At 63.3% G+C, this 13,844-nt stretch carries 12 protein-coding genes; 7 read left to right on the plus strand and 5 right to left on the minus strand.

The window, feature by feature from the left end; all coding sequences use genetic code 11:
* Window positions 1-23: 23 nt before the first annotated feature.
* The gene (locus tag SUTH_RS02875) at window positions 24-3,080 is read right to left on the minus strand and encodes an efflux RND transporter permease subunit (RefSeq protein ID WP_041096943.1); all 3,057 of its coding nucleotides are present in this window, start codon (window positions 3,078-3,080) and stop codon (window positions 24-26) included.
* Entirely contained in the window at window positions 3,077-3,733 is a 657-nt protein-coding gene (locus SUTH_RS18240; RefSeq protein WP_171817300.1) for an efflux RND transporter periplasmic adaptor subunit, read from the minus strand. Before SUTH_RS18240 ends, SUTH_RS02875 begins: the two co-directional genes overlap by 4 nt.
* On the opposite strand from SUTH_RS18240, the gene SUTH_RS20395 reads away from it, so the two are divergent.
* The gene (locus SUTH_RS20395; RefSeq protein WP_171817285.1) at window positions 3,723-4,364 is read left to right on the plus strand and encodes a hypothetical protein; all 642 of its coding nucleotides are present in this window, start codon (window positions 3,723-3,725) and stop codon (window positions 4,362-4,364) included. The two genes, SUTH_RS18240 and SUTH_RS20395, sit on opposite strands and share 11 nt — an antisense overlap.
* Here SUTH_RS20395 and lysA read toward each other — a convergent pair.
* Window positions 4,250-5,518 (minus strand): diaminopimelate decarboxylase, encoded by a 1,269-nt coding sequence (gene lysA, locus SUTH_RS02885; protein WP_041096945.1) that lies wholly within the window; start codon window positions 5,516-5,518, stop codon window positions 4,250-4,252. The two genes, SUTH_RS20395 and lysA, sit on opposite strands and share 115 nt — an antisense overlap.
* Window positions 5,515-5,817 carry an LPS translocon maturation chaperone LptM gene (lptM, locus tag SUTH_RS19985; protein ID WP_331709763.1) on the minus strand — a complete coding sequence of 101 codons (303 nt, stop codon included), beginning with the start codon at window positions 5,815-5,817 and terminating at the stop codon, window positions 5,515-5,517. Before lptM ends, lysA begins: the two co-directional genes overlap by 4 nt.
* On the opposite strand from lptM, the gene cyaY reads away from it, so the two are divergent.
* Window positions 5,768-6,094 carry an iron donor protein CyaY gene (cyaY, locus tag SUTH_RS02895; protein ID WP_041096949.1) on the plus strand — a complete coding sequence of 109 codons (327 nt, stop codon included), beginning with the start codon at window positions 5,768-5,770 and terminating at the stop codon, window positions 6,092-6,094. The genes lptM and cyaY overlap by 50 nt on opposite strands.
* Here the strand turns inward: cyaY and SUTH_RS02900 are convergent.
* On the minus strand, window positions 6,091-8,478 hold the full coding sequence (locus SUTH_RS02900; protein WP_408054956.1) for a penicillin-binding protein 1A: 2,388 nt from the start codon (window positions 8,476-8,478) through the stop codon (window positions 6,091-6,093). The two genes, cyaY and SUTH_RS02900, sit on opposite strands and share 4 nt — an antisense overlap.
* 170 nt (window positions 8,479-8,648) lie before the next feature.
* On the opposite strand from SUTH_RS02900, the gene SUTH_RS02905 reads away from it, so the two are divergent.
* The 5 genes from SUTH_RS02905 to pilQ are packed head-to-tail and all read left to right on the plus strand — an operon-like array spanning window position 8,649 to window position 13,807.
* Complete coding sequence (locus SUTH_RS02905; RefSeq protein ID WP_231851093.1) at window positions 8,649-9,740, plus strand: pilus assembly protein PilM; 1,092 nt, start codon at window positions 8,649-8,651, stop codon at window positions 9,738-9,740.
* Entirely contained in the window at window positions 9,737-10,300 is a 564-nt protein-coding gene (locus SUTH_RS02910; RefSeq protein ID WP_041096951.1) for a PilN domain-containing protein, read from the plus strand. The genes SUTH_RS02905 and SUTH_RS02910 overlap by 4 nt, the downstream gene beginning before the upstream one ends.
* Complete coding sequence (locus SUTH_RS02915; RefSeq protein WP_084207233.1) at window positions 10,300-11,052, plus strand: type IV pilus inner membrane component PilO; 753 nt, start codon at window positions 10,300-10,302, stop codon at window positions 11,050-11,052. The genes SUTH_RS02910 and SUTH_RS02915 overlap by 1 nt, the downstream gene beginning before the upstream one ends.
* Window positions 11,049-11,570: a pilus assembly protein PilP gene (locus SUTH_RS02920; protein ID WP_041096953.1), complete on the plus strand. Its 522-nt coding sequence runs from the start codon at window positions 11,049-11,051 to the stop codon at window positions 11,568-11,570. Before SUTH_RS02915 ends, SUTH_RS02920 begins: the two co-directional genes overlap by 4 nt.
* Window positions 11,570-13,807 (plus strand): type IV pilus secretin PilQ, encoded by a 2,238-nt coding sequence (pilQ, locus tag SUTH_RS02925; protein ID WP_041096955.1) that lies wholly within the window; start codon window positions 11,570-11,572, stop codon window positions 13,805-13,807. The genes SUTH_RS02920 and pilQ overlap by 1 nt, the downstream gene beginning before the upstream one ends.
* Window positions 13,808-13,844 lie beyond the last annotated feature (37 nt).

A 13,844-nucleotide genomic window follows, 5' to 3' on the forward strand; every position in this document is an offset into this window, starting at 1 on the left:
CGGCACCGACTCCCGGGCTCGCCTCAGGCGAGGCTCTCCAGCCGGCCCTCGATCAGCGAATACACCGCCGGCACCACCACCAGGGTCAGCAAGGTGGAGGAGACCATGCCGCCGATGACGGCGATCGCCAGCGGCTGCTGGGTTTCGGCGCCGGCGCCGAGGCCCAGCGCGGCGGGAGCCAGCGCCAAAATCACGGTGGCCGAGGTCATCAGCACCGGGCGCATGCGGATCGGGCAGGCATTGCGCAGCGCCGCGTCCACCGCCATGCCGGCGGCGCGGCGCTGGTTGGCGAGGTCGACCAGCAGGATGGAGTTCTTCGCCACGAGGCCGATCAGGAGCGTCAGGCCGATCATCGAATAGATGTTCAGCGTCTGCCCGGTGGCCCACAGCGCGGCGACGCCGCCGACCACGGCCAGCGGCTGCGCCAGCATGACGATGGCCGGCTGGATGAAGGAATTGAACTGGCTGGCAAGCACCATGTAGAGCAGCATGATCGCCAGGGCGAAGGTGAACACCATGTACTTCATGGTCTTGCCGAATTCCTCCGCCTGGCCGATGAAGCGCACCTGGTAGCCGGTGGGCAGCACTTCCTGTCCGGCGCGGCGCACGGCCTCGACGGCTTCGCCCAAGGGAATCGACGGCGTGGCATAGAAGGTTGCGGCGTATTGCAGATCGAAGCGGCCGACCACGGCGGGGCCGAGGCGTTCCTCGAAGCGGGCGACGGAATCGAGGCGCACCATCTTGCCGTCGCGGCTGCGCAGGAAGATCTTCGACAGGTCGGCGGGCTGGGTGAATTCGCCCGGCCTGGCCTTGACGCGGATGTCGTAGCGCTGGCCGTCGCCGGGCTCGTCGTTGAACTTGGCGATGTCGATGCCGCCGGTCAGCATGTTGACCGCCAGGGCGACATCGCTGCTGGAAAGGTTCGCCGCCGCGATGCGCAGGCGATCGGGAATGAACACCAGTTGCGGCAGGTCGAGCTGGATGTCGGAGTCGATGCGGCCGATGCCGGGTACCGTGGCGAGCTTCTGCTGGAATTCGCGCGAGAGGCGGCCGATTTCGTCGATGTTGTCGCCGGCCAGCACGAACTGCAAGGGCTCGCCGCGCTGGCCGCCGACCACGGCGAAGGGCGCGGCAAAGGCGCGCGCACCGGGAATCGCGGCGAGGTCGCGGCGCACCTGGCCGATGATTTCGTGCTGGCTGCGTTTGCGTTCTTCGCGCGGCGCCATGCGCACCACCACCGTGCCCTGGTTGACCTGCCCGGCGGTGCCCAACCCGATCAGGGCGAACTCGGTGCGGACCTCGGGGTAGCGGTTGAGCACTTCTTCCACCTCGCGCAGCTTGCCGTCGGTGTAGTCGATGCTGGAACCCAGCGGCGTGCGCAGCGAGATGCGGAAGCGTCCCTCGTCTTCGTCGGGGGTGAAGGTCTTGCCGACGTTCATGAAGAAAAACACCGAAGAGCCGACCACCGCGACGGTCAGCGCGACGACCTGCCAGCGGCTCCGCAAGGCGCGGTCCAGCAGGCGGATGTAGAGGCGGTCGAGGCCGTCCAGCACCCGGTCGAACAGGTGGTAGATGCGCCCGTGCTGCTTTTCGACCTTGAGGTAGCGCGAGCAGAGCATCGGCGTCAGGGTCAGCGAGACGAACAGCGAGACCAGCACGCCGAAGGTGACCACCACGGCGAACGAGCGGAAGAACTGGCCGATGATGCCCGACAGAAAAATCACCGGGGCGAAGATGGAGACCAGCGACAGCGTCGCCGCGATCACGGCGAATACCACTTCCTTGCTGCCATTGATGGCGGCGGCGACCGGCTCGGGATCGATCTCCTCGCGATGGCGGAAGATGTTCTCCAGTACCACGATGGCATCGTCGACGACGACGCCGATCAAGAGCAGCAGGGCCAGCATGGTCAGCGAATTCAGCGTGTAGCCGAAGAAATAGATTACCGCGATGGCGCCCATCAGCGAGACCGGAATCGCCAGCGCGACGATCAAGGTCGAACGCAGCGAACGCAGGAAGAACCAGACCACCAGCGAGGCCAGCAGCGTGCCTTCGACCAGGTGCTGCTTCAGCGAGTTGACGATTTCGAGGATGAACACGGCATCGTTGGAGACGATGCTGATCTTCATCCCCGGCGGCAGCTGCGGCTCGATTTCGTTCGCCAGCTTTTCCTTGATGCGTTCGACGATGGCGACGGTATTGGCATTGGTCACCTTGACCACTCCCATGCCGACCGTGGTCTCGCCGTTGAAGCGCGCCAGCTGGCGGTTGTCGGTGAGGCCGTCCTCCAGTTCCGCGATGTCGCCGAGGTGGATGGGCGCGGCGTTCGGCGGCGAGCCGCGGTAGCCGACCACCATGCCGCCCAGCGCATCGAGGGTATGGAATTCGAGGTCGAGCTTGACCAGGTGCTCGGTGGTTTCGCCGACGACGAAACCGCCGGGCAGCTGCACATGCTCGCGGGCGAAGGCATCGCTGACATCCTGCGCCGAAACGCCCAGCGCGGTCATGCGGGCCGGCAGCAGATTGACGCGGATGGTGCGGTCGCGGCGGCCGCCGAGGCGCACTTCACCGACGCCGTTGATGGTTTCCAGCTTCTTCTTGATGACGTTGAGCGCGTACTGGTTCAATTGCTGCTGGGTGCGGTCGCCCTGCACCGCCATCCAGAAGATCGGCGAGGCATTGGTCTCGACCTTGGCCACGATCGGCGGGTCGACGTCCTTGGGCAGGCGGCGCTGCGCCTGGTTGACCTTGGATTGCACCTCGCTGAAGGCGACATCGACGTTCTTTTCCAGGCCGAAGGTGATGTTCACCACCGAGACGCCGGGCGAGGAGGTGGACTGGATGTGCTCGATGCCGGGCACGCTGTTGACCGCGCTTTCGATCAGGTTGGTGACGCTGGAATCGACGATGTCGGGGTTGGCGCCCTTCAGCGTGGTGGTGACCGAGACCACCGGAAATTCGATGTAGGGCAGGCGGTCCATGCCGATGCGGGTGAAGGCGATCACCCCGAACAGCACCAGCATGGCATTCGCCATCCACGCCAGGACGTGGCGCTTGACGGAAAGCTCGGGCAGGGTCATTTAGCGTCGGGCTTGGCGGCGTCTTGGGTGCCGGCCGCACCCGTGGCCGCCGTACCGCCAGCGCCGACTGTGGGCCCGGGCTTGCCGGCCTTCGCGGCTTCCTTGATGGCGACGGCGGCGCCGTTGGTGAGGAAGCCGGCGCCATCGAGCGCGATGGTTTCGCCGCCGGAGAGGCCTTCGAGGACCTCGATGCGGCCGCTGCGCTTGGCGCCGACCTTGACCGGCTTCTGCTGCGCCTTCTTCTGCCCGTCTACGTCGGCGACGACATACACCACCTTGCCGGCGGGGCGCAGCACCACGCTTTGCTCGGGCACGGTCAGGGCTTCGGCCTTGGCCGAGACGATCACCGCGGCATTGACCGTGCCGCCGCCGCGCAGGCTGCCGTCATTGTCGATGTCGACCAGCACATCGAGGCTGCGGCTGCCTTCGACGATGCCGGGGCGGATGTCCTTGATGCGGCTGGCAAACACCTTGCCCGGCGCCAGCGGGGAAACCAGCCTGACCTCCTGCCCGGGCTTCAGGCGCGGACCGAAGCTCTCGGCGAAGGGCAGGTGCGCGCGCAGCTTTTTCGGCGCGACCAGGTTGAACAGCGGATCGCCGATCTTGACGTAATCGCCGGGCGAGACGACCTGCACTTCGACGATGCCGGCCATCGGCGCCACGACACGGGTCCTTGCCGACCGCGCGCCGGCTGTTGTCGGCGCGCGCCCGCGTGGCGTCAAGCTGGGCGGCGAGCGCGGCACGCTGGGCGGCGACATCCTCGCCGGCGTTCTTCGACAGGAAGCCCTTGTCCATCAGCGACTGCTGGCGTTCGGCGAGCTTCTCCTGCTGCCGCGCCAGCGCCTCGACGCGCCGCGCTTCGGCTTCGTCGGCCTTGTTTTGAAGGGTGACATCGCCGGCATCGATCACCGCCAGCAGATCGCCGGCCTTGACCTGCGTGCCGGTACGGACCAGGACCTGCGTCACGCGACCGGCGACTTCGGCGCCGATCTTCGGATCGGCCAGCACTTCCAGGGTGCCCAGGGTTTCCAGCGCGACCTCGAACTCGCCCTTGGTCGCCTGTGTCACGGTGATCAGCGACGGCGGCGGCACGGCCTTTTTCTCTTCGGCTTTCTGACCGCAGGCAGCAAGGAGGATCAGTGCCAGGCTGGCAACGAGGGCGTGACGCATCAGGGCAGGACCGATTCCAGCGCGAAGAGTTCCGCGATCTCCTCGCGGCGGCGGATCAGATGGACGCTGCCGCCATCGACCATGACTTCCGCGGCGCGCGGCCGGGTGTTGTAGTTCGAGGCCATGGCCATGCCGTAGGCGCCGGCCGAGAGGATGGCCAGCAGGTCGCCTTCGCGCAGGGCCAGCAGGCGGTCGTGGCCGAGGAAGTCGCCCGACTCGCAGACCGGGCCGACGATTTCGTAGGACATGGCCGCGCCCGTCGCCGTATCGTCGGCGCCGACTTTCACGATGTCGTGCCAGGCGTCATACAGCGCGGGGCGCATCAGGTCGTTCATCGCCGCATCGACCACCGCGAAGTGCTTCTCTTCGCCGGGTTTCAGCACGTCGACGCGGGTCAGCAGCAGGCCCGCGTTACCGACCAGCGAGCGGCCGGGTTCGAACACCAGCTTTTCGCGGCGTCCGGCCAGCTTCGCCAGCATCGGCGCCAGATAGTCGGTGGTCGCCGGTGCCGGCTCGTCGGCGCGGTACTGGATGCCCATGCCGCCGCCGAGGTCGATGTGTTCCAGCACGATGCCGGCCGCCGCCAGGCGATCGACCAGGGCCAGCACCTTGTCGGCGGCTTCGGCCGCCGGCGCCGGGTCGAGCAGTTGCGAGCCGATGTGGCAGTCGATGCCCTTCACCGCGATGTGCGGCAGCGACGCCGCGCGCCGGTAGATGTCGAAGGCATCGGCGATGGCGACGCCGAACTTGGCGCTCTTGAGGCCGGTGGAAATGTAGGGATGGGTCCTGGCGTCGACGTCCGGGTTGACGCGCAATGACACCGGCGCGCGGCGGCCGAGGCTGCCGGCGACTTCATTGAGATGGTCGAGTTCGCTGGCTGATTCGACGTTGAAGCAGTGAATGCCTGCTTCCAGCGCGGCGCGCATTTCCGCACGCGACTTGCCGACGCCGGAGAACACGATTTTTTCCGGGCTGCCGCCGGCCGCCAGGACGCGCGCCAGCTCGCCGGCGGAGACAATGTCGAAGCCGGCGCCGAGCCGCGCGAACAGGTTGAGGATGGCGAGATTGGAATTGGCCTTGACCGCGTAGCAGATCAGCGAGCGGTCGGCCAGGCCATGCGCCTGCAGCGCATCGCGATAGCCCGCGTAGGCGGCGGTGAGCGCGGCGCGCGAATAGACATAGCAGGGCGTGCCGAAGCGAGCGGCGATCCCGGCCAGCGCGACGCCTTCGACGCGAAGGCCGTCCTGGTGCATGACGGCAAGGCTCATTGGCGAGGCTCGGCGACGGCTTTGTTGCTATTATCGGCCGCAGGAGTTATGCGAAGCGGTATCCCCTCGTGGGACGGCGCCGGCGGTACGGCGGCCTTGGCCGCGGTTTGCGGCTGGGGCGGAAGCGACAACGGGGTCTTGGTGCCACAGGCGGCGAGCGCCGTCAGGGCGACCAGGGCGGCGAGGAATGAAGGAATCAGGCGCATGGCAAATAGGTGTGTCTCGACAGGCAAAGGATGGTAACACGCGATGGATGAGCGGGAATTCATGGCCGCGGCGGATGCCGAGCTGGCACGCATCGAGGCGGCGCTGGAGGCGGCGAGCGAAAGTGGAGTTGCCGATTTCGATTTTGAAACCAAGCCCGGCGGCGTGATCGAGATCGAGTTCGAGAACGGCTCGAAGATCATCCTGAATCGTCACGGCGCGGCGCGGGAGATCTGGCTCGCGGCGAAGTCCGGTGGCTATCATTTTCGTCCCGAGGGCGGGCGCTGGCTGGGCACGCGCGACGGCGAAGAATTGATGGCGGCCTTGTCGCGCACCCTTTCCGAACAGGCCGGCGTCAGGGTCGAACTTTAGTTCTTCTTTTCGGCGGGTTTCTGCGCCGCAGGTTTTTCCGCCGCGAGCTTTTCAACGGGCTTCGGTTTGGCGTCCTGCACCGGCGCCGGAGCCTGTTTGGCTTCTTCCCTTTCCTCCTCGGCCGGCAGTGGCGGCAGATGCTCACGGTAGATGAGCTCCTTGCTGGCCTTGCCCGAGGGATCGTTGGCGACGATCGCCACCAGGCCTTCGGGGGTTTCCTGCCAGCTCTCGGGAACGTTCTTCAGTGCATGCTCCATGAAGCCGATCCAGATCGGCAGGGCGGCCGCGCCGCCGGTTTCGCCGTTGCCCATGCGCTTGGGCTGGTCGAAGCCGATCCAGGCGACGCCGACCACGGTCGGCTGGTAGCCGCAGAACCAGGCATCGATGTAATCGTTGGTGGTGCCGGTCTTGCCCGCCAGGTCGCCACGCTTGAGTACCGCGGCGGCGCGGGTGGCGGTGCCGCGCCGCACCACATCGTGCATCATGCTGTCCATCAGCCAGGCGTTGCGCGCGTCGATCGCGCGCAGTGATTCGTCGCCCGCCAGCGCGGGCTGCATCTCGGCCAGCACCACGCCCTTGTCGTCGAGGATCTTGCGCACGATATGCGGCTCGATGCGATAGCCGCCGTTGGCGAAGATGGAATAGGCGGCGAGCTGCTGCCAGGGCGTCACCGCGCCGGCGCCCAGCGCCAGCGTCAGGTAAGGCGGATTCTTGTCCGCGTCGAAGCCGAAGCGCGTCACGTAGTCCTGTGCGTATTGCGTGCCGATCGAGCGCAGCAGGCGGATCGACACCATGTTCTTGGATTTCGCCAGCGCGGTGCGCAGGCTCATCGGGCCTTCGTATTTGCCGTCGTAGTTCTTCGGTTCCCAGGCCTGGGAACCGGTTTCTTCGGCGGAGATCGAGACGGGTTCGTCTTCGATGACGGAGGCCGGGGTGTAACCCTTTTCCAGACCGGCCGAGTAGATGAAGGGCTTGAAGCTGGAGCCGGGCTGGCGCCAGGCCTGGGTGACATGGTTGAACTTGCTGCGATTGAAATCGAAGCCGCCGACCAGCGCCCGGATTGCGCCATCGACCGGGCTGGCGGCGACGAATGAGGCTTCCACCTCGGGCAGCTGGGTGATCTGCCATCCCTTGTCGGCCTTCTGCACGCGGATCACCGCGCCGCGCCGCACCCGCTTGTTGGGCGGCGATTTTTCGTCCAGCATGCGCGCGGCGAACTTGAGGCCCTCGTCGCCGATCTTGAGAATTTCACCGCCGCGCAGGTAGGCGCGGACAAGTTTCGGCGTTGCCTCGAGCACGATGGCCGGCAGCAGGTCGTCGCTGTCGTCGTACTCGGACAGCAACTCTTCCAGCTCTTCTTCCTGCTCGGCCCCGTTGTTTTTCACTTCGACGTAGGCCTCGGCGCCGCGATAGCCGTGGCGGCGGTCGTAGTCGATGACGCCGCGGCGCACCGCAAGGTAGGCTGCCTGCTGGTCGCTGCGGGTGATGGTGGTGATGACGCGCAGGCCCCGGCTGTAGACATCGTCGGGGAAGCGCTCGGCAGCGATCTGGCGCGCCATTTCAGCCACATGCTCGGCGCGGACGCCGAAGTCGTTGACGTCGCGCTTGACGTGCAGGGTTTCCGCCTGGGCGGACTTCCATTGGGCGTCGTCGATGAAGTCGAGTTCGTGCATGCGGCGCAGGACATAGCGCTGGCGCAATTGCGCCCGCTTCGGATTGGCCACCGGGTTGTAGGCCGAGGGTGCCTTGGGCAGCCCGGCGAGCATGGCTGCCTCGGCGATGCTGACATCCTTCAGCGCCTTGCCGAAGTAGATTTGCGCCGCCGCCGAAAAGCCGTAGGCGCGCTGTCCGAGGAAAATCTGGTTGATGTAGATTTCGAGTATCTGGTCTTTGCCCAGATTGTTCTCGATTTTGAACGCCAGCAACATCTCGTAAAGTTTGCGCGTCAGGGTTTTTTCGCTGGAAAGGAAAAAGTTGCGCGCCACCTGCATGGTGATGGTCGAAGCGCCCTGGCGCTTGCCACCACCCACGAAATTGGAATACGCTGCGCGCAATACGCCCAGCGTGTCGATGCCCGGATGCTGGTAGAAGCGTTCATCTTCGGCCGCGAGAATGGCCTGCTTCATGACGGAGGGAACGTCCTTGATGCGTGCAAAGTTGCGTCGTTCCTCGCCGAACTCGCCGATCAGATGGCCGTCGCTGGAGTAGATGCGCAGCGGGATTTTCGGCTGGTAGTCGGTCAGGACCTCGATCGAGGGCAACTGTGGATAGGCCAGGATCAGCACGATGCCGGCCAGCGCGGCGATGCTCAGCACGGCGCCGCCGATCAGCAGCAGGAAATACAGCGCCCAACGGGCGGGAACGGGCAGGGCGGGAATGGGCACGAATTGAATGGGCTGGAGGGCGGCGCGTGTGATTATAGCTGTGGCGCTGGAGACACGCTGTGCCGGGCCATCCTCAATAATTTTGCTTTACAGTCGATATAGTTGCTGCTAGCATCTGAAGTAAATTATCTGTATAGCTCGTAACGCAATATTTTTAAAGGAAAAATCCTTTGCAGATCGATGTCTCGGCTCTGAAGTCGATCTTTAACCCGAAGCTGCGTCCGCTGATCGGCGTGGATATCAGTTCGACCGCCGTCAAGATGGTCGAACTGGTCGATGCCGGCAAGGGGCAGCCCCGGGTCGAGCGCTACGCGATTGAATCCTTGCCCAAGGAAGCTGTGCTGGATGGCAACCTGGCTTCGCTTGAGGCGGTGGCGGAAACCCTTCAGCGGTGCTGGAAGCGACTCGGCACCTCGACGCGATTCGTCGCGCTGGCCCTGCCGACGTCCGCGGTCATTACCAAAAAGATCACCCTGCCCGCCAATCTGCGTGAGCAGGACATGGAGATACAGGTCGAGTCGGAAGCCAATCAGTACATTCCGTTTGCGCTGGAGGAGGTCAATCTGGATTTCCAGGTGATCGGCCCTGCGCCGGGGAGTCCCGACGATGTCGAAGTACTGCTGGCGGCCTCGCGCAAGGAAAAAGTCGAAGACCGCGTCGCCGCCGCGGAAGTGGCCGAACTCAAACCGGTGGTGATGGATGTCGAGGCCTACGCAATCCAGGCGGCCTATGAACTGGTAATCAAGCAGCTGCCGAAGGAAGGTGCCGGCCAGATCATCGCATTGATCGATGTCGGCGCCGCCGCCATGAAGGTCACCATCATGAAGGATGACCAGCAGATCTACGGACGTGAACAGGCCTTTGGCGGATCGCAGCTCACCGACGAGATCATGCGGGTCTATGGCATGGGTGCCGACGAAGCGGAGAACCTGAAGCGTTCGGGTACGCCGCCGGACAACTACGAGGCGGAAATCCTCCATCCCTTCATTGAAAACATGGCGCAGGAAGTGGCGCGCGCGTTGCAGTTTTTCTTTACCTCGACGCCTTTCAGCGAAGTTAACCACATCATTCTCGCGGGCGGCTCGGCGCTGGTTCCGGGTGTCGCCGAAATCGTCGGCCAGCGCACCAACGTCAATACGATATTGGCCGATCCGTTTGCCGGCATGGCGATATCGCCGCGCATTCGCGCGAAACAGCTTGCCGCGGACGCGCCATCGCTGATGGTGGCTTGCGGCTTGGCCCTCAGGAAGTTCGATCAATGATCCGGATCAACCTTCTTCCTCACCGCGAGGCGAAACGCAAGGGGCGGCGCCAGCAGTTCTACGTGTTGCTGGGGCTGGTGTCGGTACTGGCCGGGTTGATCTGGTTCCTTGGCTACTCGATCGTGAACCGCCAGATTGCGGCGCAAAACGAAAAGAATGAATTCCTCAAGCGGGAAATTTCGAGCCTGGACAAGGAAATCGACGAAATCAAGAAGATCCAGGAACAGACCAATGCCTTGCTGGCCCGCAAGCGGGTCATCGAGGCGCTGCAGGCCAATCGCACGGAGACGGTGCACTTGTTCAACGAACTGGCGAAACAGGTGCCGGAAGGCATCTACTTGCGGACGCTGGCGCAAACCGGACCCAAAATCGCCATTGCGGGCTATGCGCAGTCAAATGCCCGAATCACCACGCTGATGAACAATCTCGACGAATCGCCCTTGCTGGAGCAATCGACCCTGATCGAGACAAAGGCCGAGGTGGTGGGCAACCGTCGCCTCAATGCATTCAACATCACCACCGTGATTACCCGCCAGACGGCGGCTCCGGGGAAGAAATGATGAAGCTGCCCGATCTGTCATCGCTGTTCAAGCGCAAGTCGGCCGCCGAACGTCTGGCGGAAGCGCAAGCCGTCAAGGCGGAACCGGCGCCGCCCAAGCCGCCGCTGATCGATTTCCAGCAGCTGGCCACGGATTTCAAGACCCTGGATCCGAAAGACCCGGGCCTCTGGCCCCTGGCTCCGCGCGTAGTCAGCCTGCTGGGCCTGTTTGCGCTTTTGCTGGCTGCCGCATGGGGATTCGGGCAAACCGGCTGGAGCGTCCAGTTGGAGGAGCTTGAGGCGGCGAAATCGCAGGAAGCCAAGCACAAGGAAGAATGGCTGGGGAAAAAACGGCAAGCCGTCAATCTTGACGAATACCGCCGCCAGCTGGCCGAAATCGATCGATCGTTCGGCGCCTTGCTCAAACAGTTGCCGAACAAGGCCGAAATGGGTGACATGCTGGTCGATATCAACAAGGCGGCACAAGCCAGGGGCCTTTCGGTTGAACTCTTCAAACCGGGTGGCGAGGCGCGCCGGGAGTTTTATGCCGAAGTGCCGATCACGCTGAACCTCATCGGCAGCTACCACGACATCGGGTCATTTACCGGCGACCTTGCCAAGCTGCCGCGCATCGTCACCCTGAACGACATCAATCTAAGTGCGAATCCGAACGGAACACTGGTACTGAGGACGACGGCAAAGACCTTCCGCTATCTTGACGAAGGCGAGATGGCCGTTCAGAAGAAGGCCGCGAGCAAGGGGGCCAAGAAATGAAGCTCCATCCATTTCTTCTTCTCTGCCCGCTCTTGCTGTTGGGTTGCGCTGCTGAAGAGCATCAGGATTTGCGGACCTGGATGCGCGAAGAGGCCAAGAGCATGAAGGGCAAAGTGGCGCCCCTGCCGGAAATAACCGCGTTTCCGGTGGTTGCCTATGAAACAGAGACACTGACCCCGCCTTTCGCATCCGGCAAGATAGTGACGCTCGAGGCCGTTGCGGACAAGACGGCGCCGGATCGTACCCGGCCGCAGCAGCCGCTGGAAATCTTCCCGATCGAGGACCTCAAGGTGGTTGGCATCATCACGGCAGGGACGGTGCCCTATGCCCTGATCCAGACTCCGCCGCCGAACAAGCCGAAGCACGTGCGCGTTGGTGAATACATGGGACGCAGCTTCGGCAAGATCACGGCGATCAGCAAGGACGGCGTTACGGTGCTGGAAACCGTCAAGGATGCGAACGGCGCATGGGTCGAGCAGGAAAAGGTGCTCATGGTGCCGAAAGAAGGAGGAAATTGATGAATAAAATCCACATTGCCGCCGTTGCCCTGGCCGGCTTTTTGTTTGGTCTGTGCGGTACAACGCTTGCAGCCGATAACTCGATCAAGCAGATCCAGTTCAGCCGCACAGGCGACCAGATTCTGCTCAAGGTGCAGATGGCCGCACCGTTGAAGGCAATGCCCGGGAACTGGAGCGTCCTCGAGCCCCCGCGCGTCGTTATTGATTTTCCGGGAACCGACAATCAGTCGGGTCAGACAACGCAGCAGATTGCGACGGGCGATCTCAAGAGCCTGAATCTGGTCCAGACCGACAAATTGACGCGGCTGGTGCTTAACCTTTACCGGCCGACGAAGTTTTCGACCGAAATTGCCGGCGATGTCCTGTTCATCAAGCTGCAGTCGCAGAGCGTCCAGGCCAGCCAGGAGCCCGCGCCGAGCGTCTATCAGCCGACACAGCCGAGCGGCGGGGTCGCCGGTACCGCAGGCAAGCCTGTTGTGGCGGCTGATGCGGCCGCCATTCGCGACATCGTATTCCGCCGTGGCGAAGATGGTCAGGCAACGATTACCGTCGATCTGACCGATGGCACCGTACCCATAGACATTCGTCGGACGGGTACCGGGCTTTCCATCGAGTTGCGCGACGTCGAGTTGCCCGAGCGCCTGCAGAATCGGAGAGACGTCAATGATTTCGCGACGCCGGTCAGCACGCTCACTTCGCGCGCCATGGGTAATCTGACGCGCCTCGAAGTTGCCGCCCGCGGACGCTGGTTTCATCAGGCCCATCTGGCGAACAACCAGCTCACCATCGAAGTCAAGCCGATCCCGGCGGATGAAGCCAACAAGCTGGTTCAGAGCGGGCAGCAGGGGCAGAAGGTGTCGATCAATTTCTTCGGCGCCGATGCCGCCATGGTCTTGCGCACCCTGGCCGACATCTCGGGCAAGAATGTGCTGATCGATCCCTCGCTGAACGGCCGCACGGTTACCGCAAACCTCGACAACATTCCTTACGACCAGGCGCTGGAAATCATCATGGCGCAAGTCAATTCCGGCATGCGGGTGCGCAATGACATCGTTCTGTTCGGTGATCGGACCGTACTGCAAAAACGCGATCAGGACACGGCGGACGAGGCGACGCGGGCAAGCGATGTTGCGCCACTGGTGGCGGAAACCTTCAAGCTCAACTATGTCAAGACCGCGGACATCGTTTCGCTGGTGAACAGCAGTTTCGCTTCCACCACTGCAACTGCGACAGGGGCCGCCGCTCCGCCGGCCGGTGGTGCGCCTGCAGCGGCAGCGGCGCCGGGTGCTGTTGCAACCGGCAGCCCGAGCAAGGGCATGCTTACCGCGCGCGGCGGCATCTCGGTGCACGACGCCACCAACCAGGTATTTGTCAGGGATACGGCGGCCGTGGTCGAGGCGATCCGTGAAGTCATCCGGAATGTGGATATCCCGCCCAAACAGGTGATGATCGAAGCGCGCATTGTCGAAGCGTCAACGGGTTTTGCCAATTCGCTGGGCGTGCGGATGAATGCCTTTAACTATCAAAAAAATGGGTATGTGATTCCAGGAACCAATACCCGGGGTGTGCTTTCCGTCTCCCCGTTGAATACTGGCAACAATATTGACATCTATGGAGCGGGCATTACCCCATCGCTTACTACGACCACCCAGATTTTCCGGCCCAGCTACACCTTGGCCGGGGCGGCCAATTTTGGCTTGATGCTGTTCAACAGCGCCGCCACAAAACTGATTTCGCTGGAGTTGCAGGCGGCGGAGAACGACACGCGCAACAAGACCGTTTCAGCGCCGAAGATTGTTACCCTGAATCGCAAGGCGGCGACCATCAACAACACTCAGCAGGTCACCATTCTGACGGGTGTCAATGCGACCACGGGTCTGCCGATTTACCAGACTTTCTCGGCCCCGCTGACTCTGGGGGTTACGCCTTCGGTGAATCCGGACAACCGCATCAGTCTCGAACTGAACATTGCCAAGAGCACGATCACCAATGCGACGACGGGCAGCCTCGACACCAATACCATCACCACCAGCGTGATTGTGGAAAACGGCGGTACCGTGGTGATCGGCGGCTTCGCCCGTGAATCGGACATCACCACGCAGGACCGCGTTCCCTTCCTTGGTGATCTGCCCTACGTGGGCTTCCTGTTCAAGACCACGCAGAAGAGCCAGTCGCGCAGCGAATTGCTCGTATTCATCACGCCGCGGATTGTCTCCGAAGCATTGACCGTGCGCTGATCGAGTTCGTTGTCATGTGAAAGGGGCCGGCTTGTGC

Origin of the sequence: Sulfuritalea hydrogenivorans sk43H (genome assembly GCF_000828635.1) — a bacterium.
GTDB classification, from domain to species: domain Bacteria; phylum Pseudomonadota; class Gammaproteobacteria; order Burkholderiales; family Rhodocyclaceae; genus Sulfuritalea; species Sulfuritalea hydrogenivorans.